Raw genomic sequence first — 21,419 nt, 5'->3', positions numbered from 1 at the left:
TACCCCGCGAAATATCCTCACGCTCAGCCAACGTCAACCCGCGACCACGCATCAACACTCTCCCTCACCTGGAACCACACATCATCCCAAGCGAGGCACTGACCCCTTTACCCCAAGCAACGACAACCCTCCGACCGACATTAACCCGGAAGAACTGAACCGCTGGCTCTTCAATGCTGACACCGTCGATAAAGTCCTCAAGCAGCTGATGGAGCAAGGGCACAAGGTTGCCGGTGGGGATCGCCTCGGAAAGACGATAATTTTTGCTAAAAACGCCGAACATGCTGAATTTATTCGCGATCGTTTTGACCGTGCTTATCCTGAATACGCTGGCCACTTTGCTCGCGTCGTCACCTACCGTACTGAGCACGCTGATACCTTGATCGCAGACTTCGGCGACCCAACTAAATCCCCCCATATTGCAATCAGTGTTGACATGCTCGACACCGGTATCGACGTACCAGACGTAGTGAACGTGGTTTTCTTCAAACTTGTCCGGTCAGCCTCCAAATTCTGGCAGATGATTGGTCGGGGAACCCGCTTACGACCTGACATATTCGGACCTGGATCTGATAAAAAGAACTTCTATGTCTTTGACTTTTGTATGAACCTCGAATATTTCAGTCAGCCCGGAGCCGGGTCCGAAGGGTCAGTGCAGAAATCGCTCGGTCAACGGCTCTTTGAGGCGCGCTTAGGTCTGGTGTCAGCGCTAGACCAAGCAGACCAGGACAAAGAATTACGTGAAGAGACCGCACGTCATCTACACGGCATTGTCGGAAGCATGAATATCGACAACTTCGTTGTCCGGCCTGAACGGGAATGGGTAAGGCGGTATGCAGCTTGGGAAGCCTGGCAACACCTGACTGTGGCGGAGGCGGGGGAGGTCGCGGCACACCTGGCTGGCTTGCCATCCGCGGTGCGGGACGACGATGAAGACGCCAAACGTTTCGACCTGCTGATCTTAAAAATGCAACTGGCTGTGCTTGACAGTGACCACTTGGCCATGGAGCGGCTGCGACGGCGAGTGCAAGCGATCGCCGCTACGCTGCTCGCCCAGACCACTATCCCGATCATCGCTGAATGCCAGGCGTTGCTCGCCGAAGTCGCCGATGATGAATGGTGGGTCGACGTCACGTTGCTAATGCTTGAACATGCCCGGAAGCGACTGCGCGGCTTAGTCCGACTCATGGAAAAAAATCATCGCTCTATCGTCTATACGAACTTTGCTGACGAGCTTGGCGAAGTGTCCATCGTTGACTTGCCCGGTGTCGCCGTCGGCACTGATATGGAGCGGTTCCGAGCAAAAGCTCGGGCCTATTTGAAGGACCATGACGATAATGTCGCCCTGCAGAAACTGCGCCGCAACAAACAGTTGACCCCTACCGACCTCGAAGCGTTGGAAGCGATGCTGGTCGCATCGGGGGCGGGCGGACCAGAAGATATCGCTCGAGCTGGCGAGGAAGCCCAGGGGCTTGGCCTCTTTATCCGCTCCCTCGTAGGACTAGACCGTCAGGCAGCCACTGAGGCATTCTCAGAGTTCTTGACTGACTCCCGATTCAGCACCGTCGAAATCCGGTTCATTCAGCTGATCGTCGAGCAACTCACAGCCAACGGAGTGATGGAGGCCCGCCGACTCTATGAGGCGCCCTTCACCGACGTTGCCCCCACCGGACCCGACCTGCTCTTCAACGACAACGACATTGACCGCATCGTGTTTGTACTTGACCAGGTGCGACTGCATGCTGCGGCGGAGGAGACAGTCGCCTGAGGTCTCCGCTCAGCGCGGATTGCGAACTATTCATACGCTTTCGCGAGGTGATCCACAGCCCGTCCTGAACAGCATCAATCGTCCACAGCTGTGGAACCTCGCGTCCCCGTGACAGCGGGGATTTATTGCCACGGTGGGCGGCATGCGACCGATGAGCGCCACCCCACCTCCGGCTGACCGTGTCGAAGCGCTGCTGCGTGGCGCTGCCGATCAAGGCCGTCGACGTACCACTGATGACGAGATCATCGAACGGCAACAGTGTCGACTGTGCGGATACGCCATAAAATATCAAAGCTAAGGCTCACTTCTTCTCTTGCGAAAGAGGAGGCCTACTCCCATCCAGGTGAAAAACTGCCGATCAGGATCCTGATTTTTCCCATGATGTCATTCCTCTTCGCGTTAAATTCCGGTAGGCGCCTCGAGGGGCATGTGCACTGAAGTCGGTAGTTGCGGCGGCGAAATCCCTGAAGAGCTGCGCCTCTGTGAGGGTGGTCAGGTGGTCTGTCCGGTACGCCGAGATGTACTGCAACCCAGCCCAAGTGTCCGCCATCAGGCACGAAGACGGGGCCGTGCCTGACCGAGTCGACTCGGATGTCCTCCACAACCCTCCTGAACAGCATCGATCATCCACAGCGGTGAACCCCGCGTCCCCGTGACAGCGGGGATTTATTGCCACGGTGGGCGGCATGCGACCGACGAGCGCCACCCCACCTCCGGCTGACCGTGTCGAAGCGCTGCTGCGTGGCGCTGCTGATCAGGTCCGTCGACGTACCACTGATGACGAAATTGTCGACCTGGACGACTCGGCTGCTGAGGTGGCCAGACCAGCGTTGCAGGTGCGTCGGGTCGCTGAGCAGCCGCCACCACGACTCCATCTCCCTGAGGTGATTCGCGCGGCGCGGGTGCGTCCCGCCTGGGGGGCAGCTGCTGGGGTCGCTGTGATCGCGGTCGTGGTTGCGGTGGTCTTGGGGGTGCGCGTGTGGGTGACCCGCCACGATGCCACTCCGACACCGATACCTGCTGCGAGTGGCGCCACCGCTGGCGCGCTGGCCTCCAGCAAAGCGGCTGCTACGGCGACTGCCAGCGGCGGAAACACCGGAAACACCAGTAACAGCGTGGTGGTGCACGTCATCGGTCAGGTCGCCACCCCCGGCGTGGTCCGTCTGCCTGCCGGGTCGCGGGTATCTGATGCGCTCAAAGCCGCTGGTGGAGCGACCACAACGGCTCGTCTTGACGCCGTTAACTTGGCGCGGGTCCTCACCGACGGTGAGCAGATCGTCGTCCCTGCCCCCGGGGAGAGCGTCCCCCCGCCAGCAGCGCCCGTCGGTGGCGCGGCCCGGCCCGGTGGGGGCGCCCCAGCAGGCGGGAAGATCGACCTCAACACTGCCGACGCGGCCGCCTTGGATGCGCTCCCTGGGATTGGCCCGGTCACCGCCGCCCGCATCGTCGATTGGCGTCGCGAGCACGGCCGATTTTCCACAGTGCAGGAACTGCAAGAGGTCCCCGGGATCGGCCCGAAATTGTTTGCGCAGGTCGCACCGCTGGTCACGGTATGAATCAGGTGGCCGCCGTTGACCCGGCGACCCGACTTGACCTGCGGTTGGCGCTGCCAGCGGCGATCGCGTGGGCATGCAGTGCTGCGCTGTTGCCGACCGGCCCGACAGTGATCGTCGCCGCAGCGGTCAGTGCGGCCGCGCTGGCGTTCATCGCGTGGGTACGTCGGCGTACCGGACGGCGGACGTCACTGATCACGATCAGCGGCGCTGTCACCGCGCTGGTCTTGACTGCTGCGGCAGCACAGACTGCTGTCAGTGACGCCGGGGGTGTGCGTGAGCTTGCCGCAGTGCGCGCAGTCGTCACGGTCGAAGGCCGCGTCGGATCTGACCCGCGTGTCCTGCGGGCTGGTCCGGAACGCCGCGCCGACCGGGTCCTTTTCAGCCTCGACGTGGATTCCGTTGACGGGCGCGGACGACGTACGCCGGTGGCCACGCGAATCCTGGTCAGCGCCGACCCGAGTTGGGCGACTCGGCGGTGGCGCGAAAAGATTCGCGTCACTGGGCGCCTCGCTCCACCCTCGGATTCCACCGACGTAGTAGCTCTGTTCACTCCGACCGGTGCTCCAGAGATCCTCGCTGGACCCGGAGCGGTCGTCGATGTCGCCGACCACGTCCGAGGGCGGCTGCGGGAAGCGACTGCGGTGCTGCCAGCTGACGCTGCTGGGCTGCTTCCTGGCCTGATAGTGGGGGACACCAGCGCCACCCCAGATGTCCTGCTTGAAAACATGAAAACCACGGGGTTAACCCATCTGTCTGCCGTCAGCGGTTCCAATGTCGCGGTGGTGCTATCTGCCATCACCGGATTGTCCGGGTTGCTCAGAATCCCACGCCGCTATCGACCAATCTTGGCTGCGATCTCTCTCGCCGCGTTTGTCGTGCTGGCCCGTCCCGACCCCAGCGTGATCCGTGCGGCCGTGATGGGCACCATTGGCTTGGTGGGGATGCACACTTCACGGCGCGCAGCGGGCATGCCCGCCCTGTCGGGAGCCGTGGTCCTCCTCCTGGTCATCGACCCCTGGTTGGCTCGGTCGTTTGGCTTTGCGTTGAGCGTCCTCGCGACCGCAGCGTTGCTGATCCTGGCGCGCCCGTGGGGTCAGGCGCTTGGCGCGCGGTTGCCGTCACGATGGGCTTTCCTCGGGGAAGCGGTGGCGATTCCAGTGGCTGCTCAACTGGTCTGTGCGCCATTGATTGTGGTGCTGTCCGGTCAGATCAGTGTGGTGGGGGTCGGCGCCAACCTGCTCGCGGCTCCGCTGGTGGGTCCGGCGACGCTGGCGGCGGTGGCGACGGCGGTGGTGGCGGTCGTTCATGTAGGAGCGGCAGCACTGCCTGCCTGGGTGGGTTGTCTGCCCGCGTGGGGCATCGCCCAGGTCGCGCACCTGGGGGCGAGCCTGCCGTATGCGACGGTGCCGTGGCCGGCTGGCACCGTCGGGGCGTTGTCTTTGGCGGCGCTCACTGCAGTCGGGTTGGCTGCGGCCCCACGGATTATGTGGTGGGTCCGGCGCCGTCGGGGCGCCGCCGTCGGAGCTCTGCTGGTGGTGGCAGCTGGGGTGGCTCCAACCCCGACTGCGGGGTGGCCGTTGCCGCAGTGGCGGTTTGTGGCCTGCGACGTCGGTCAGGGGGATGGGCTGGTCATTCGTTCTGGGGAACGCTCCGCAGTGGTGGTGGATGTGGGGCCACGCGGCGGTGACATCGCCGGGTGTTTACGTCGCCTCGACGTAGATCGGATCGACGCGGTCCTGCTCAGCCACCTGCATGAAGACCACAGCGGGGACCTGGAGTCGGTGCTGGCGGGCTGGCCGGTACGGGAACTATTTGTCAACCCCGTCGATGAACCAGCCGCTGACGCCCGACGGGTCCGGGAGCTCGCGGCACGGCACGGTTTGCCGGTGCAACGAATCACCGGCGGTGACTCCCTCACCTGGGAGCAGGCCCACGCGACGGTCCGCACCCCCCGGCGCCGTATCGACTCGGGGTCGGTCCCTAACAACAACTCAGCGGTCCTGGACGTCGACGCTGCCGGATTGCGGCTGCTGTTGATGGGTGATGCGGAACGAGAAGAAGCTGCCGACGTACGACGTGAATTGGTCACGGCAGGCGCTGACGGACCAGTGGATGTGGTGAAAGTCGCTCATCACGGGTCGGCGAACGCTGATCACGAACTGCTGCGCCGTCTGCCCACCCGGCTGTTTGTGATCTCAGTGGGCGCTGACAACACGTATGGGCATCCGTCGCCGTCAGTCATGAGTGTCATCGGGGGCACCGGCAGCCAGGTACGTCGTACCGACCGAAACGGTGACGTGCTGGTCGGGGTCCGTGCCGGGGAGATGGTCGTGACCGTACGCCGGTGAGTGGCGATCAGGGGTCAGACCGCCGCACTGTGGCGGCAGCTGATCCGGGTAGCGCTTTCAGTCAAGGCCGTCATCGTGGCTTCCACCGCAGGCACCCGCCGCAGGTCAGCGGTGGTCACTGCCCATACGGTACGCCGCGAAGCGGGCTTGATGGGCAGGACCGTGACGCCAGGATTGGAGGCGGAACTGAGGATGAGATCAGGGATCAGGGCCACCCCTAATCCGGCTGCGACAAAACCGAGGACAGCGACGTAATCCTCCGTTTCGAAGGTGACCCGTGGGGCGAAACCTGCGTCCTGGCAGACCTGCACCAGGTGGCCGCGGCAGCGGGGACACCCGGCGATCCACAGTTCGTCGGCGAGATCAGCAATGTCTGCGCTGTCCTGTCCTGCCAAGCGATGATCCGCTGGGACCACCAGATGCACCTCGTCGTCGAGGAGCCGTTGTGACTCAAATAGGTCGAGGTCGGTTTCGCCGCGGCCGAGGTCGGTCCCTTCATAGGTGAACGCCACCGCAATATCGCAGTCACCGGCGCGCAATGCCGCCAACGATTCGGGGGGCTCAGCTTCTGCAAAACGCACGCTGACGTCGGGGTAGCGCCGACGTACCAACGCCAGCGCTTGTGGCACGAGCGTCGCTGAACCGGAGGGGAAAGCCATCAGACGCACCCGACCGGTGCGTAAGCCTGCGATGGCGGCGACTTCTTCCTCTGCGGCGTCGATGGCTGCGAGGACACTGACGGCATGACGGGCGAGCACATGCCCTGCTTCGGTGAGTCGGACACATCGTCCGACCCGTTCCACTAACGCGGTGCCGGTGCGTTGTTCGAGACGGCGCACCATTTGGGAGATCGCGGGCTGGGAATAGCCCAGCGAAGAGGCTGCGGCCGTGAAGCTGCCTTCGTCAGCGATGGCCTTCATCACTCGGAGCCCAGCCGCATCGATCATTGGCCGAGGATAACCCAGGGGGTCAGGCATGGTGAGGACGTGCGATGCCGCTCTCGGCGGGGTCACATTCGTCGCAACACTGCTGTGACGCGACCCAAGATCGTTGCCTGATCGCCGAGGATCGGTTGGTAAGCGTCGTTGTGGGGGATCAGCCAGACGTGACCGTCTCGTCGACGGAAGGTCTTCACTGTGGCCTCGCCGTCGATCATGGCAGCGACGATCTCTCCGTTTTCGGCTGCGGGCTGGTGACGCACCACTACCCAGTCGCCGTCGCAGATAGCGGCATCCACCATGGAATCGCCGCTGACCTGAAGCAGGAAAAGTTCTCCGTCTCCGACGAGTTGGCGGGGGAGCGCGAAGACGTCCTCAATGCTCTGCTCGGCGGTAATGGGTGCGCCAGCGGCGATCCGACCGACCAGCGGGACGAGGGCAGTGGGGGACTCACTGTCTCGAGAGGGGCGGTCTTCCCGGCGAGAGGTGTGGCTGCTCGGGCGAGTTTTGGTGGCACTAGCACGAGCGACGGGTACGCCGGTGTGGACGATCTCGATGGCGCGCGGCCGGTTGGGGTCACGGCGCAAAAAACCCTTGCGCTCCAGGGCAGTGAGTTGATGGGCGACGCTGCTGGGGCTGGTCAATCCGACGGCCTCCCCGATCTCCCGCAGACTCGGAGGGTATCCGCGACGGTCGACAGCGTGCCGGATCACGTCCAGGATTTTTTTCTGGCGTTGAGTGAGTCCGACCCCGGGGTCGCGCTCCGGGAGCCGGTGGATCTTCGCCATGGTTTTCTCCTGCGCACCAGTACGTGTCGTCGTCGGTCAAGGCCTGCCCAGGGCTGAGATCACCGGCAGGGTCACCGCCTGAATCATAAGACATCAGTTCGATCATGCCCGTCGACGAGGCTGCTTGCGGCGTGGTCTTATTCGTATGCCTGTTCGATCGTACTGATGTTCGATGATGCGGTGTGAATTCGAGGTGCCCCTCCGGCTTTCGAAGGGCTGGGGAGCTGGATGGTGAGTGAAGATCTTCCGGGTGCCCAATTTCTCCGCGGGGAGTCCTGATCGTGGCATGCTGATGCTGGCCTGATCCGACGGGGCGACACGCCCGGTGGCGTCATCGCAACGGGGGGTCTGGGGTGTGTCATGGGTGGCTGCGGGGTGATCTGAATGGTGCTGATGGTCATGGGAATCGGGCTGTTTGGGGGTCCTTTGGTGGGCTGCTGAGGATCCGCGAACCGCTGAGCGGCAAGCTTGCTCTCACCGAGCCAGACCCCTACGATCACTAGATGTAGTGGTGACATCGATGTGAGTCATCCACATGTAGTCCCCAGAGAATGTCGAGTTCTCCACAGGATGTCCACAAGGCCATCCACAGGCGTCATCCCGCCGAGATCGTACGACGAGGGGGCGTCCCGACACGCGCGACAGCTTCGCCGTACGTGCGTCGAGATGCGTCCGGGGAGTACGTCGTCATGCCCGAATGCACCCGTCCGGGCCGGTTCAGCAAGGAAGAGGAGGGGCCGTGCACTGTCCGTTCTGTCGTCACACCGACAGCAGAGTCGTGGACAGCCGTACCACCGACGACGGCACCGCCATTCGGCGTCGTCGCCAATGCCCCTCCTGCGAGCGCCGATTCACCACTGTGGAGACCGCCAGTCTGGCGGTGATCAAACGCTCCGGGGTGAACGAACCTTTCAGTCGCAGCAAGATCGTCACCGGACTACGCAAAGCCTGCCAAGGACGGCCAGTCAGTGAAGACGACCTGGCACGACTGGCGCAACGCGTCGAAGAATCAGTTCGTGCTCGCGGGCAAGCTGAAATTGATGCCCACGAAGTCGGCCTAGCTATCCTCCCGCCGCTGCGGGAACTCGACGAAGTGGCCTATCTGCGCTTCGCCTCGGTCTATCAGGCCTTCGACAACCTTGAGGACTTTGAGAAAGCCATCGCTCTGTTGCGCGCCGAACGCGCCGGTGCCGATGACCTTTGAGGTCGAAGACCCCACCTGCACAGACAACACCATCACAGGTCGGAGCTGCGCCCTGACCTGCCCCGCCCACATGAAGTCGCAGATGTCGACGGAAGGATTCACACGATGACGAAGACGACAGGCGCGCGCGCCGCAGCCAAACAGGCCAGCGGCAAGGGGGTGCGCGTGGAGCGCATCTTCACCACCGAAGGAGTGCACCCCTACGACCAGGTCACCTGGGAAAAACGAGACGTCGTTCAGACCAACTGGAAGACCGGCGAGACGATCTTCGAGCAGCACGGCGTGGAGTTCCCTGATTTTTGGTCGGTCAACGCCAGCACGATTGTCACCACGAAATATTTCCGGGGCGCGGTGGGCACCGACCAGCGTGAAGCGTCGCTGAAAACGCTCATCGACCGAGTCGTGAAGGCCTACGCCGCTGCTGGCCGCACTCACGGTTATTTCGCGACCGACGCTGACGCGCACATCTTCGAGCACGAACTCACCTACGCGCTGCTGCACCAGGTCTTCAGCTTCAACTCGCCCGTGTGGTTCAACGTGGGGACGGCCAGTCCGCAGCAGGTCAGCGCCTGTTTCATCTTGTCCGTGGAGGACTCGATGGACTCAATCCTTAATTGGTACAAGGAGGAGGGGTTCATCTTCAAGGGCGGTTCCGGCGCCGGGTTGAACCTGTCTAGGATCCGATCCAGCAAAGAACTGCTCTCCTCGGGTGGCACCGCGTCCGGCCCAGTGAGCTTCATGCGTGGCGCTGATGCCTCCGCAGGGACGATCAAATCCGGTGGCGCCACCCGCCGTGCCGCAAAAATGGTGGTGCTGGATATCGATCACCCGGACATTGAGGAATTCATCGAGACCAAAGCGCGCGAGGAAGACAAGATCCGCGCGCTGCGGGACGCTGGTTTCGACATGGACCTCGGCGGCAAAGACATCGTGTCTGTGCAGTATCAGAACGCCAACAACTCGGTGCGAGTCTCTGATGAGTTCATGCGGGCGGTGGAGGCTGGTTCCGCGTTCGGTCTGCGCGGCCGCATGACTGGTGAGGTCATCGAGGAAGTCGACGCACGTGGCCTGTTCCGCAAGATCGCTAAAGCGGCTTGGGAGTGCGCGGACCCCGGCATCCAATACGACGACACCATCAACGCCTGGCACACCAACCCAGAAACGGGTCGGATCACCGCCTCCAACCCGTGCTCGGAATACATGTCGCTGGACAACTCCAGCTGCAACTTGGCCAGTTTGAACCTGTTGAAATTCCTCCGCGAGGACGACACCTTCGACGCTGTCACCTTCGCGAAGGTCGTCGAACTGGTCATCACCGCGATGGACATTTCGATCTGCTTCGCGGACTTCCCCACTGAAGCCATCGGCCGGACCACCGTCGACTACCGTCAGCTGGGCATCGGTTACGCCAACCTGGGCGCGCTGCTCATGGCCACCGGACACGGATACGACTCCGACGGGGGGCGCAGCCTCGCCGCGACCATCACCAGTCTGCTCACCGGCGCGGCGTACCGTCGCTCTGCGCAACTGGCCGGGGTGGTCGGGCCGTACGCCGGATATGCCCGCAACGCCGATGCCCACCAGCAGGTCATGCGGAAACACCGGGAAGCTAACGCTGTCCTGACCACCTTGGACGGGATGGACGGGGCCATCCACGCCGAAGCCACCAAAGCCTGGGACGACGTCGTCACCATCGGTGCCGCCGACGGATTCCGCAACGCTCAAGCGTCAGTGCTCGCCCCGACCGGGACCATCGGCTTCATGATGGACTGCGACACCACCGGCATCGAACCGGACTTCTCCCTGGTGAAGTTCAAAAAACTCGTCGGCGGCGGATCCATGCAGATCGTGAACCTGACCATCCCGCGAGCGCTACGCAAACTGGGCTACCAGGAAGAGCAAGTCGAAGCGATCGTCGAATACATCGCCGAAAACGGCCACGTCATCGACGCACCCGGGCTGAAGTCCGAACACTACGAGGTGTTTGACTGCGCGATGGGTCGCCGAGCGATCTCCCCGATGGGCCACGTGCGGATGATGGCGGCCTGTCAGCCATTCCTATCCGGCGCGATCAGCAAGACCGTGAACCTGCCCGAGACCGCGACAGTTGAAGACATCGAAGACGTCTACCTGCAGGGATGGCGCTCGGGCGTGAAAGCGCTCGCGGTGTATCGGGACAACTGCAAGGTGGGTCAACCGCTGTCCGATGCTAAGGCGGAGAAGAAGACCGCCGCTGCGGATGAGGTCGTCTCCGGGCAGGTCGCCGTAGAAAAGATCGTGGAATACCGCCCGGTGCGTAAGCGCCTGCCGAAGCGGCGCAGCTCGGTGACGACGTCGTTCACTGTTGGCGGCGCCGAGGGTTATTTGACCGCGTCAAGCTACCCCGACGATGGTTTGGGGGAGATCTTCCTGAAGTTCGGGAAGCAAGGGTCAACGCTGGCTGGGTTGATGGATGCGTTCTCGTTGGCGGTGTCCGTGGCTTTGCAGTACGGCGTGCCGCTGGAGACGTACGTCGAGAAGTTCACCAACCTGCGCTTTGAACCTGCAGGATTGACTGACGACCCGGACATCCGCATGGCGCAATCCATCATGGATTACGTTTTCCGCCGGTTGGCGCTGGACTACTTGGACTTTGAGACCCGGTCGTTCTTGGGGATTCACACCGCGCAGGAACGGTCCCGCCAGTTGGAGACCGGTTCTTATGCACCTCAGGTCGGTGAAGATGATGAGGAAATCGAAGAGGAGCTGGAGAACTACTCTCAGACCGTCGCGGAGAAACCGCGCCATGAGAAAGCCACCAGCAAGGCTCGGTCATTGGAGATCACGTCCGGTAGCGGTGTCGCGGCGGCCCGGGAAGTTGATGCGCGGATCCACAGTTCAGCTGAGCTGATGGAACGGTTCCAAGGCAAAGGTGCAGATGCGCCGATGTGCATGACGTGTGGCACGAAGATGCGTCCAGCGGGAAGCTGTTATGTCTGTGAGGGGTGCGGTAGCACCTCTGGCTGCAGCTGATAGCGAGCCATATTCTCAACGGATGCAACGGTGGGGCCGTCCCGACATGGGGCGGCCCCACCGTTCCGTTACAGATCTGATGCCCGAATCACCCATCCACCGTTGTGGACACGTGAGCTCATCGCGGGCACGGTGTCACGCGGATGTCACCGATCGCCCGCAGCGTACCCAAGGTCTCGCACGAGGTCGCACGCCTGGGCCGGACACTGAATAAACGCTTCAGCGACATCCTGGCCCTACTTCGGATGACCCTGGCACCAGCAACGACCCCACAAAAGCCATCAATGGCCGTCTGGAACACCTGCGCGTCATCGCCCTAGGCTTCCGCAATCTCACCCACCACACCACCAGCAGCATCCTCGAAACCGGCGGGTTCAAACAGCACCTTCACCGTTGATGGGGAAGAGCCTGATTACTGCTAGTAGCAGTAGGCTGGATAGCATGAACATATGTTTGACACCCATTGACTCCGACCTCGACTCCGAAAACATTGTCGAGTTTCTTATAGGCAATCAATTCCCATATCATGTTGTGGAGCAACCCGCTGAGGAAGATGCCCGAGCCTTCCTGGCGAGTGGCGTTTTTAGTCGGCCGGAGAACGCTGCCTTCTGGATTCAGATCGATTCTAAGCGTGTGGGAATTATCAACTTCCAAGATATGCTCGATGGCAATCCAATGATTGACATTCGCCTCGATGGTCAATGTCGAGGCAAGGGCATCGGTGCCATTGCTCTTGGCGTGGGAACCTCCTGCATCTTCACTGAAAACCCTAACATTGATAGAATCGAAGGAAACACGCGCATCGACAATGAAGCGATGCGCAGGATCTTCACCAAAAATGGATACGTAAAAGAAGCGCACTACCGCGATGGGTGGAGAGTTGAGGGCGCCATGCCCCTTGATTCGGTGTCCTACGCGATAATCCGACGGGACTGGATGACAGGGGTGGTCACTCCGGTCAATTGGAACTCCTGACGGGCAGAGTCGCTACGTCCGGCAGCTGCGCTTCCGACCGCCCGGGTGATGTCGTCCCATGAAGTCATGGTGACGAACCTATGTCATGGGATCAGGCGTCATCTTGAACGAATCGGACGCTTTGCCTCAGGGGCCGAGGGCCGCGGAGGCTGCGGGGTCACCATTGGACGGATTAGGCCGCCAGATTTCTTCAGAACGCCACCTGAGCAGGTCCTCGCGGTGACACAGTGGAAGCCACGGCCCGTCGACGGCGTACGTCGATGACAGGTGACGTGTGTGCGTCTCCCTGCCCTCTCGTTCTGCTGTGCCCCTGGGGCCGTCCTGGCGTCCACTTCCGAGGAGCATCAACGGCGATGTCCTACGACCTGATTGACCTGAACCCGCACCCGCTGGTTCGCGCACTTGACAAACCAGCTGAAGAGTTCACTAAAGCTGACATCATGACATATGTGCGTAGCGCCGGGATTCGCATGATTAACTTGCGATATGTGGCCGGGGATGGGCGGTTGAAAAAACTGAACTTCGTCATCAACTCTGCGGCACATCTTGACCGGATCCTCAGCATGGGTGAACGGGTCGATGGGTCTAGTCTTTTTACGGCGATCAGCGCAGACAGCAGTGACCTCTATGTCATGCCTCGGTATCGGACGGCGTTCCTTAATCCTTTCACTGAAGAGCCCACTCTCGACCTGTTGTGTTCATTTTTTGATGCTGATGGACAGCCGCTCTCTAGTGCCCCGGAGCAGATCGTCCGAGCAGCTCAGAGTAGTTTACGGCGGCGTACTGGGGCGACCATGGAAGCGCTCGGCGAGTTGGAGTATTACATTTTTTCTGAGGTTGATTCGATCTATCCGATCGTGGAGCAGCGTGGATATCACGAGTCGCATCCGTTCTCCAAGTGGGGAGTGATTCGTCGAGAAGCGATGATGCATATCGCCAGCATCGGCGGCCAGATCAAATACGGGCACGCCGAAGTGGGCAATATCGTCCACGACGGCGTCGAAATGGTGCAGGGAGAAATCGAGTTCCTCCCGGTCCCTGTGGAAGATGCTGCTGACCAGTTGGTCCTCGCGAAATGGGTGTTGCGGGAGGTGGCTTACCGCAACGGTTTAGAGGTCAGTTTTGCCCCGAAAATCATCGTTGGTCAGGCCGGTAGTGGGCTGCATGTGCACACCCGATTGGTGCGTGACGGCCGGAATCTGTTGACCACCCCGGACGGTCTCAGCGACGATGCATTGCGGGTGATCGCTGGTTTCCTCGACAGCGCACCGAGCCTGACCGCCTTCGGCAACACGGTACCTACGTCGTACCTGCGGTTGGTGCCGCACCAAGAAGCACCGACAAATATCTGTTGGGGCGACCGGAACCGGTCGGTGTTGGTGCGAGTCCCGCTGGGATGGAACGGGATCGGTGCATCCATGGGGCAGTCGGCAAATCCAGGCGAACCTGCAGAGTCGTTCACGGCACCGGTTTGTGACCCGCAAACCGTTGAGTTGCGCAGTGGCGACGGGTCAGCCCACGTCCATCTCTACCTCGCGGCGATGACTGTCGCAGCCGCCCACGGACTGACCGACCCGGGAGCGCTCGAGGCAGCTCGCGCCTGGTACGTCGATCGGGACGCCAGCCAGGTGGAGGGTTTGGCGCAGCTGCCAGATTCCTGTGCCCGCTCAGCAGAAGCCTTGTCGGCCCACCGGGCGCGCTATGAGCAGGACGGAGTGTTTCCGCCAGAGGTCATCGACGCCACGATCCGCACGTTGCGGGCGTACGGCGACGACCGACTGTCTGAGCGGTTGTACGGCGATGCCGGAGCCCTTAACGCCTTAGTCCGGGAGCATCTGCACTGTGGCTGACACCCCGCTCGTCACGGCTGACACCCCGCTCGTAACCGTGAGCTCCGTTGAGGCGTCACGGAGTTGCTCGCGGCATCGTTATGCTGACGGGGGTGACGTGCACCGACGCACGGCCCACGAAAGGTGACGACATGGCCAACAACCGTCTCCCGGTGCCCGAGGGGTGGCGTAACGCGGACCTCTATCTGGAGCCCGCCCTGGACCGGGTCTGGACCGCACTGCGCGACACGCGCACCCCGGAACGTCTCGCCCGGTATTACTCCCCGGACGCCAATTTCGCCGGATCGACCTTCCTCTATCACGGCGAGTCCGACCCAGAGGATCTCACCCATGAGGACCTACTGGCCGTCACCTTGCTGGATGTGAAGATCCCACCTCGGACGGTGCGTTCGCTGCTGGAGTCCGGTCCGACCCGCAATCGGGTCCTGGAGTTGCTCAGCGCGGACCGCTTGCCGTTGGACGCGAAACTTGAGGAGGCCACCCCCGAGCTCCTTGAGGCGATGGTCCAACTCTACGAATTCCTTCGGGGGTTGGTGCCGCCGACCCGTGACCGGTATGAAGTGAACTGGGCCACAGCTGCCAAGATCTGCGCCCGCAAACGCCCCAACCTGTTCCCGGTGCGTGACGAAGTGGTCTGCCGCTATCTGCGGTTGTGGCCGTCGCGCTACCAGGTCGACTGGCAGGTCTTCGCGTGGATCATGGGGCATGACGATGTCCGGGACCAGCTGGAAAAACTGATCCGACGTACCGCTGACGTGTCGGGCACTGATGTGGGCGACCCCGGCACCCTGCTGCGGCACCTTGACGTTGCCGTCTGGATGCACGCACCACATCGCTTCTGAACGCGGAATGACCCCCGGGGTGGTCGCTGTCGAGGAGGCAGCGTCCCCCGGGGACTTTCTCCTCAGCGATGCTCGCCGTGCGAGGTCCCGCGGGATGAGCTGGGAGAGCTGCGTCGGGGTAGCGACGTCAGCCGGGATAGCCGGGACTGCTGCTCCGCTGTGAGTCGGTCTCGTTCCCGGGCGCGTTCCTCCACGTCCAGATTTCGCAGCACACCTTCTACGCCAGCGAGCACTGACCCGCGGAGCAGCCACGCCGCTGGATTCTCCCGGCCGTCGACGAAATACAGGTCGGTGAGGATTGCTCGGGTCTCCCGCAAAATCTCCAACGTCTGCGCCAACGATTCCTCCGCCTGCTCCTCATGGCCTTCCGCTTCGGCAACGACCAAAGACCCGAACGCCTCCACCGCGTCCCCCATATCCACCAGCACCACGGCAAAAGCGGACCGTAACTCTTCGTCGTAGCCGACATGTCTGGCTGACGGATGACCCGCAGTGACGGGGATCTCATCCTCCAACGAGGCATACATCGTGCGCAGCGACAAGATGGTGCGCTCCAACGCTGCCAGCCCAGATCGCAACCGAGGGACCACATCCATGCTCCCCAACGCTCGTGGATTGAGCCGACGGTTCTCCTCGACTTGGCTTACCGCCTCCCCGGCCCGATCCACCAACGGCAAGAGCGCCGCTGTGTCCTGCTGCCACCGGGACACTCGGTGGCGGTCGATGCCCTCGGTCATCTGCTCACCCGCTCGTCGTACGGTGCGGGCGATGCCTCGGGCGACGTTGTGTACGGCCTGACCGGCTCCGGCGGGGGCCACCGAGGGCGGCAAGATCATGGAGAACGCCGCGCCGACCCCAGCACCGATGAGGGTGTTGAGGATTCGGGTCTCCGCAGCCAGGTCGTGGGCAGACACTCCGAGGATCAACATGGCGCTGATCGGAGCTTCGAGAAGGTTGTCTCCTAATCGCAGGACGTGACCGATGAGCAGAGACGCCCCGATCACCAGCCCGAGACTCCACCAGGACAGGCCGACCCAGCTGGACACGGCGATGGCGACGAGTACCCCGGTGAGGACCGAGAGGATCCTCAGCACACCCATCTTCATCGTCGCGTAGGTATTGGTCTGCACGACCAGCAGCGCGGTCAACGGCCCAGTCAGGTCGCTCAGGTTGGGAGTGACGGTCACGGCGAGGAGATACGCCAAGACCGCAGCACTGGTGAGCCGGGCCACAGTGACCACGACCGGGGCGCTGCGTCGGGGCAGGACATCGTCGGTGGCGTGGTCGGTGCGCCATCCTGGCCGCAACGCTCCACGGAGGTGTCGCAGTGGTTCAGTGAGCACACGCGCAGGATCCCACGGCCACTTGGGAGAATGCGGGCATGGCCACCATCGCCCTTTCTGAAGCAGACGAGGAACGACGTCGAGGATTCGTCCGAATGAGACGTGTCGCGACCGGTCTGCTGATCGCTGCTGCAGCGGTATTCGTGATCACTTTGCACCAGGATGGGCTGCTGGCTTATGTCAACGCCGCCGCCGAGGCGGCCATGGTGGGGGCGCTGGCTGACTGGTTCGCGGTGACGGCGTTGTTCCGCCACCCGATGGGCATCCCGATCCCACACACCGCACTGGTTCCCAAAAAGAAAGACACTTTCGCTCACGGACTGGAAGATTTCGTCACCGGGAACTTCCTCACCGGGGAGGCTGCGAGGGAACGGTACGTCGCTGCGGATGTCACTCGGCGGCTGGGTGTGTGGTTGGACGACCCGGCGCATTCGCGGCGGCTTGCCGACGAGACCGCGGGTCTGCTCGCCCGAGCGTTGACCCGCGTGGAACCCGGCGACGTCCGTGGGCTTGTGGAGCATTCCCTGGTGCCTCGGTTGGTCGCTGAACCGGTCAGCCCGTTGGCGGGAGCGTTGCTAGGAGAGGTTGTTGACGACGGGATCCACCACTCGCTCGTCGATATCGTCGTCATTGAGGCGCATACCTGGCTGGTGGAAAACCCGGAAACGTTCATGGCGATCATCGGGGAACGGGCGCCCACCTGGATGCCGAACTGGGTCAACGACATCGTCGCTGACCGGTTGCATCTGGAGGCGGTCACCTGGATCCGGGATGTGCGCGACAATCGCGGCCACCGGGTCCGGCAGGCTCTTGACGACCTGCTGCGTGATCTCGCCCGAGACTTGCAGGAAGACCCTGCGACGATGGCGCGAGCCGAGACCATCAAGGAGCGCCTCCTGACGCACCCGCAGACCGCGGACACCGCGATGTCGGTGTGGGAGGTGACCCGCACCGCCTTGCAGCGCGCTTTGGAGGAAGAGCACAGCGTGTTGCGGGAACGCATCGCCAAAGAGCTTCGCCGGTTGGGGGAGCGGCTCGTCGCCGAACCTGAGCTGCGCGCTCGGGTCGACGAACGAGTCGGAGACACCGTGGCCGACCTGGTTGACACCTACGGCGCAGAACTTGCTCCGATCATCTCCCAGGTCATTGCCCGATGGGATGGCAAAGAGGCTGCTGAGAAGATCGAGCTGCACGTGGGGAGGGACCTGCAGTTCATTCGGATCAACGGGACCGTGGTGGGTGGGCTGGCCGGTCTGGTTATTCACACCGTCAGCAAGCTGCTAGCGCCCTGATGCACCGACCTCGGGGGCAGTTCGCGGACGAGCCGCCCCGAGGGTCTCGGCGTTAAGAGGTCACCGGGGCTCGGCGTACATCTCCTCGATCAGGTGAAGGTAGTGCTCTTCCACAGCGCGCCGACGAACTTTCAAGGTGGGGGTCAGGTCGCCCGATCCCATGGTCAGCGGCGCGGGGAGCAGCCGGAATCGTTTGATCTGTTCGTACGGCGCAGCTTCTGCGCCGACCGCGCGGATCAGCGCGGCATAGGTTTCTTTCACTTCGTCACGCTCGATGAGGGTGGGCAAGTCTTCCTCCGGCCAGCCGCGGTCGCGGGCTAGCCGCTGCAGGGTTTCGACGTCTGGTTCGATGAGGGCGACGAGGTAGCGACGATCGTCACCGACGATGACTGCCGAAGCGATCAGTGGGTCAGCGGACAGCGCGGATTCGATGGGGCCGGGGGCGACGTTTTTGCCCTGCGCGGTAATGATGAGGTCTTTGATGCGGTCAGTGATGTAGAGGTATCCGTCCTGGTCAAGGTGTCCCACGTCACCGGTGCGGAACCAGCCGTCAGTCCAGGATTCCTCGGTCAGATCGGGGCGCTTCCAGTAGCCGTGGCAGACGTTGGTGCCGCGGACGTGGATTTCTCCGTCGTCGGCGATGCGTACCTCACAGCCGGGAATTGGCTTGCCTGCTGACCCGATTTTGGTGCGTCCCGGAGCATTGCAACTGACCATCGGGGAGGTCTCAGTCAGACCGTAGCCTTCGTAGATGTCCAGACCTGCGGCGAGGAAGAATTCCACGACTTCCCGACGTAGCGGTGCGCCGCCGCAGGCCATCACGGCTTTGCGGCCGCCCACCGCATCCCGCACGTGATGCAGCACCATTCGGTCCGCTAGTCCGTTCGCCAGTGAGAGGTACGTCGGGACCGGACGTCCCTGACGGATCCGACGTTGGGTCGCCAACCCGATGGCGACTGCCCGGTCAAACAGGCGACGTCGCGGCCCGTCACCGGCCATGTCCTGAGCGACGGTGAAGACTTTTTCGTAGAGACGTGGCACCGAACAAAAGACGTCGGGGCGGATTGTCACCATGGCGTCAGCCACTGACCGTGGGTCTGTGACATAGACGTTTTCCACGCCGCAAGAGAGCACCACATAGGTCCACCCGCGTTCGTAAGCGTGCGACAACGGCAAGAAGCACATACTGCGCATGCCAGGTTCCAGCCGGTAGAGCTGGTGGATCGCCGCAACCTGGGCGAGCATATTGCCGTGGGACAGGCAGGCGCCCTTGGGTTCTCCGGTCGTCCCGGAGGTGTAGATGATCGTGAACAGATCGTCCTCGGCGAGCTGCGCGGTACAGGCATCCAGGTCGGACAGCTCCTCAGCGGTGGGTTCCGGACCGTGGAACGCCTCAAGGTCACTGAGGCCCACCACGTCACGCAGGGTGGGGATCTCAGCGCGCACCTGAGCCAGCCGGTCAGCCTCGCTGTTGCCGCCCACGAAGGCGAGCACAGCTTCGGAATCGTTGAGGATATGCCGCACCTGAGCTGCGCTGGACGTCTGGTAGAGCGTCACACTGATCGCACCGACCTGGAGCAACGCCAGATCGACGAGGGTCCATTCTGGGCTGTTTCCCCCGAAGATCCCGACCCGATCGCCTTTTCCTACCCCGCAACGCCGCAAAGCGACCCCGAGGTGTCGAGCCCGGGCCCACATCTGGGCGTACGTGAGCTGTGTCCCGGATTCACCTGCGGGCAGACTCAAGGCCCGCTGGTCGGGGTGGGTGTGCACGGATGCAGCGATCAGCGCAGGCAGGTGGGAGAAGGCCATGGGTACCTCGATCTCGGTCAAGAACCTATCTACGGAACCGTAACCTACGTGAGCGTAAGTTGTATTGCCCTTCCCATCACACCGTGGTTGTCAACAGGTGGCGGCCGCAGGTCTTACGATCGTTCGAGTCCCGCGTGAGGCGGGCTGAAGCCAGGGAGGACAGGCATGACCGGACGGTCCCGACGAGCGCACACCCGTGCGGTGGCACTCGTGACGACGGGCGTCACCGCAGCAGTCCTGGCAGGATGCTCTGCCGGCGCCGACCCCGAAGGCACCAGCAACGGCGACGGCGCCGGGCTGACCGTCGGCATGGCGCTGGCACCACCCACCCTCGACCTGGGTGCCACCGACGCCGCATCAGTCCCCCAAGCGTTGCTGACCAACGTCTACGAAGGACTCGTGCGCGTCGACCAGAACGGGCGTATCACCGGCAGTCTCGCCAAAGCGTGGCAGGTCTCTCCGGACCGGTCGACCTACACCTTCGAGCTCGTCGACAACGCCAAATTCTCCAACGGCGCCGTCTTCACCCCCGAAGACGTCAAGTTTTCCGTGGAACGCGCCAAAAACCGGTGGACCAACGCTGCCGCAGCCACCATGCGCAACGTCAAGGACGTCAAAATCCTCTCGGGTAAAACCGTGCAGATCGTCCTCGAAAAACCCAGCAACGACTGGCTCTACCGGATGGCAGCGACCCGTGCCGGCGCGATGTTTTCTCGTACTGGCGTCACCGACCTCGCCAAGAAACCCGTCGGCACCGGCCCCTATACCGTTTCCAAATGGGTGCCCGGACAATCGCTCACGCTGAACCGTAATCCCGACTATTGGGGACAACGCCCCCACTATGAGCGGGTCACCTTCAAATACATGACCGACACTTCAGCGCTCACCAACGCGATGCTCTCTGGTGGGATCAACATCCTCTCCGTCGTCCAGCCAGACGCCCTACCCCGGTTCTCCGACACCGGCCGTTTCCGCACGATCGAAGGCACCACCAACGGCGAAGTTGTCCTGTCCTTCAATAACGCTAAAGGGGCCTTCGCCGACAAAGCTGTCCGCCAAGCCGCCCGAGCAGCCATCGACCACCGCAGCCTCCTCGACAAATGTTGGGGCGGCAAAGGCACCCTCATCGGCAGCATGGTCCCTCCCACCGACCCCTGGTATGAAGACCTCACCGGAGTCGCCCCGTACGATCCTGACAAAGCCAAGTCACTGCTCGCCGACGCCAAAAAACCCCACCCGGCCATCCGGCTGCGCATTCCTAACGCGCCCTACGCCGTCTCGTGCGGGCCTGTGGTAAAGAGCCAGCTCGAACAAGTTGGCTTCACCGTGACCATGGACACCATGGAATTCCCCACCTGGCTGACCAAGGTCTTCCAAAACAGTGACTACGACGCCTCCATCGTCGCCCACGTCGAACCCCGCGACATCGGCACTGTCTTCGGGAACTCCGACTACTACTTGCACTACCAAAATAGCGCCGTTACCGACGACCTCACCGCCGCCGACACTGGCGACGAAACGACCCAAATCACCAAAATGAAAGAAGCCGCCAAAATCATCTCCGAGGACGCCGCCGCAGATTGGTTGTTCCTCATGCCCAACCTGATGGTCACCGACACCTCCGTTGCCGGACTGGCCAAAAACCAGCTCACCGAGTCATTCGACCTCACCGCACTCAGTCGCGACTGAAC

General features: G+C 62.5%; 15 protein-coding genes and 1 pseudogene. 12 read left to right on the top strand and 4 right to left on the bottom strand.

Annotation, left to right across the window (positions count from 1 at the left end):
- From KEM60_RS13020 to KEM60_RS13005, 4 genes are all read left to right on the top strand, one after another.
- On the top strand, positions 1–1,768 hold a 1,768-nt coding region (locus KEM60_RS13020; protein ID WP_255574613.1), incomplete at its 5' end, for a type I restriction-modification enzyme R subunit C-terminal domain-containing protein.
- Positions 1,769–1,910: 142 nt separating this feature from the next.
- Complete coding sequence (locus tag KEM60_RS13015; protein WP_219108005.1) at positions 1,911–2,066, top strand: hypothetical protein; 156 nt, start codon at positions 1,911–1,913, stop codon at positions 2,064–2,066.
- Positions 2,067–2,454: 388 nt separating this feature from the next.
- Positions 2,455–3,324: a helix-hairpin-helix domain-containing protein gene (locus KEM60_RS13010; protein WP_219108004.1), complete on the top strand. Its 870-nt coding sequence runs from the start codon at positions 2,455–2,457 to the stop codon at positions 3,322–3,324.
- Positions 3,321–5,672 (top strand): ComEC/Rec2 family competence protein, encoded by a 2,352-nt coding sequence (locus KEM60_RS13005; protein WP_219108003.1) that lies wholly within the window; start codon positions 3,321–3,323, stop codon positions 5,670–5,672. Before KEM60_RS13010 ends, KEM60_RS13005 begins: the two co-directional genes overlap by 4 nt.
- A gap of 14 nt (positions 5,673–5,686) precedes the next feature.
- Here KEM60_RS13005 and KEM60_RS13000 read toward each other — a convergent pair whose 3' ends face one another.
- Both KEM60_RS13000 and lexA read right to left on the bottom strand, forming a co-directional pair.
- A complete protein-coding gene (locus tag KEM60_RS13000; protein WP_219108002.1) occupies positions 5,687–6,619 on the bottom strand; it encodes a LysR family transcriptional regulator in 933 nt (310 codons plus the stop codon).
- A 62-nt stretch (positions 6,620–6,681) separates the two neighbouring features.
- Entirely contained in the window at positions 6,682–7,398 is a 717-nt protein-coding gene (lexA, locus tag KEM60_RS12995; protein ID WP_219108001.1) for a transcriptional repressor LexA, read from the bottom strand.
- A 739-nt stretch (positions 7,399–8,137) separates the two neighbouring features.
- Between lexA and nrdR the strand changes: the two genes are divergently transcribed.
- From nrdR to KEM60_RS12970, 6 genes and pseudogenes are all read left to right on the top strand, one after another.
- Complete coding sequence (nrdR, locus tag KEM60_RS12990; RefSeq protein ID WP_219108000.1) at positions 8,138–8,602, top strand: transcriptional regulator NrdR; 465 nt, start codon at positions 8,138–8,140, stop codon at positions 8,600–8,602.
- A gap of 105 nt (positions 8,603–8,707) precedes the next feature.
- A complete protein-coding gene (locus KEM60_RS12985; protein WP_219107999.1) occupies positions 8,708–11,614 on the top strand; it encodes a vitamin B12-dependent ribonucleotide reductase in 2,907 nt (968 codons plus the stop codon).
- 152 nt (positions 11,615–11,766) lie between these two features.
- Positions 11,767–12,011 (top strand): annotated as a pseudogene (locus KEM60_RS16655) (transposase); the annotation flags it as partial.
- 44 nt (positions 12,012–12,055) lie between these two features.
- Complete coding sequence (locus KEM60_RS12980; protein ID WP_219107998.1) at positions 12,056–12,589, top strand: GNAT family N-acetyltransferase; 534 nt, start codon at positions 12,056–12,058, stop codon at positions 12,587–12,589.
- Positions 12,590–12,942: 353 nt separating this feature from the next.
- On the top strand, positions 12,943–14,439 hold the full coding sequence (locus tag KEM60_RS12975) for a glutamine synthetase family protein (protein ID WP_219107997.1): 1,497 nt from the start codon (positions 12,943–12,945) through the stop codon (positions 14,437–14,439).
- A gap of 131 nt (positions 14,440–14,570) precedes the next feature.
- Complete coding sequence (locus KEM60_RS12970; RefSeq protein WP_219107996.1) at positions 14,571–15,281, top strand: DUF6308 family protein; 711 nt, start codon at positions 14,571–14,573, stop codon at positions 15,279–15,281.
- Between the two features lie 62 nt (positions 15,282–15,343).
- Here the strand turns inward: KEM60_RS12970 and KEM60_RS12965 are convergent, their stop codons facing one another.
- Positions 15,344–16,624, bottom strand: coding sequence for an aromatic acid exporter family protein (locus KEM60_RS12965; protein ID WP_219107995.1), 1,281 nt, complete (start codon positions 16,622–16,624; stop codon positions 15,344–15,346).
- Between the two features lie 38 nt (positions 16,625–16,662).
- Between KEM60_RS12965 and KEM60_RS12960 the strand changes: the two genes are divergently transcribed.
- Complete coding sequence (locus tag KEM60_RS12960) at positions 16,663–17,916, top strand: DUF445 domain-containing protein (RefSeq protein ID WP_219107994.1); 1,254 nt, start codon at positions 16,663–16,665, stop codon at positions 17,914–17,916.
- Between the two features lie 60 nt (positions 17,917–17,976).
- Here the strand turns inward: KEM60_RS12960 and KEM60_RS12955 are convergent, their stop codons facing one another.
- Positions 17,977–19,749: a long-chain fatty acid--CoA ligase gene (locus tag KEM60_RS12955; protein ID WP_219107993.1), complete on the bottom strand. Its 1,773-nt coding sequence runs from the start codon at positions 19,747–19,749 to the stop codon at positions 17,977–17,979.
- 144 nt (positions 19,750–19,893) lie between these two features.
- Here KEM60_RS12955 and KEM60_RS12950 point away from each other — a divergent pair, with 144 nt between their 5' ends.
- Positions 19,894–21,417, top strand: a complete 1,524-nt coding sequence (locus tag KEM60_RS12950) for an ABC transporter substrate-binding protein (protein ID WP_219107992.1) — start codon at positions 19,894–19,896, stop codon at positions 21,415–21,417.
- Positions 21,418–21,419: the final 2 nt, after the last annotated feature.

Source organism: Austwickia sp. TVS 96-490-7B (assembly GCF_019331795.1).
Taxonomy (GTDB): Bacteria; Actinomycetota; Actinomycetes; order Actinomycetales; family Dermatophilaceae; genus Austwickia.
The sequence above is the reverse complement of the archived record's forward strand: the minus strand, read 5'-3'. Positions and strand labels throughout refer to the sequence as shown.

Bases quoted from the DNA above. Each gene is read 5' to 3' on its own strand.
- KEM60_RS13000 (WP_219108002.1), bottom strand. From the start codon at position 6,619: ATGATCGATGCGGCTGGGCTCCGAGTGATGAAGGCCATCGCTGACGAA.
- KEM60_RS13005 (WP_219108003.1), top strand. From the start codon at position 3,321: ATGAATCAGGTGGCCGCCGTTGACCCGGCGACCCGACTTGACCTGCGG.
- KEM60_RS12960 (WP_219107994.1), top strand. From the start codon at position 16,663: ATGGCCACCATCGCCCTTTCTGAAGCAGACGAGGAACGACGTCGAGGA.
- KEM60_RS13010 (WP_219108004.1), top strand. From the start codon at position 2,455: ATGCGACCGACGAGCGCCACCCCACCTCCGGCTGACCGTGTCGAAGCG.
- KEM60_RS12950 (WP_219107992.1), top strand. From the start codon at position 19,894: ATGACCGGACGGTCCCGACGAGCGCACACCCGTGCGGTGGCACTCGTG.
- KEM60_RS12970 (WP_219107996.1), top strand. From the start codon at position 14,571: ATGGCCAACAACCGTCTCCCGGTGCCCGAGGGGTGGCGTAACGCGGAC.
- KEM60_RS12975 (WP_219107997.1), top strand. From the start codon at position 12,943: ATGTCCTACGACCTGATTGACCTGAACCCGCACCCGCTGGTTCGCGCA.
- KEM60_RS13015 (WP_219108005.1), top strand. From the start codon at position 1,911: ATGCGACCGATGAGCGCCACCCCACCTCCGGCTGACCGTGTCGAAGCG.
- KEM60_RS12980 (WP_219107998.1), top strand. From the start codon at position 12,056: ATGAACATATGTTTGACACCCATTGACTCCGACCTCGACTCCGAAAAC.
- lexA (WP_219108001.1), bottom strand. From the start codon at position 7,398: ATGGCGAAGATCCACCGGCTCCCGGAGCGCGACCCCGGGGTCGGACTC.
- KEM60_RS12985 (WP_219107999.1), top strand. From the start codon at position 8,708: ATGACGAAGACGACAGGCGCGCGCGCCGCAGCCAAACAGGCCAGCGGC.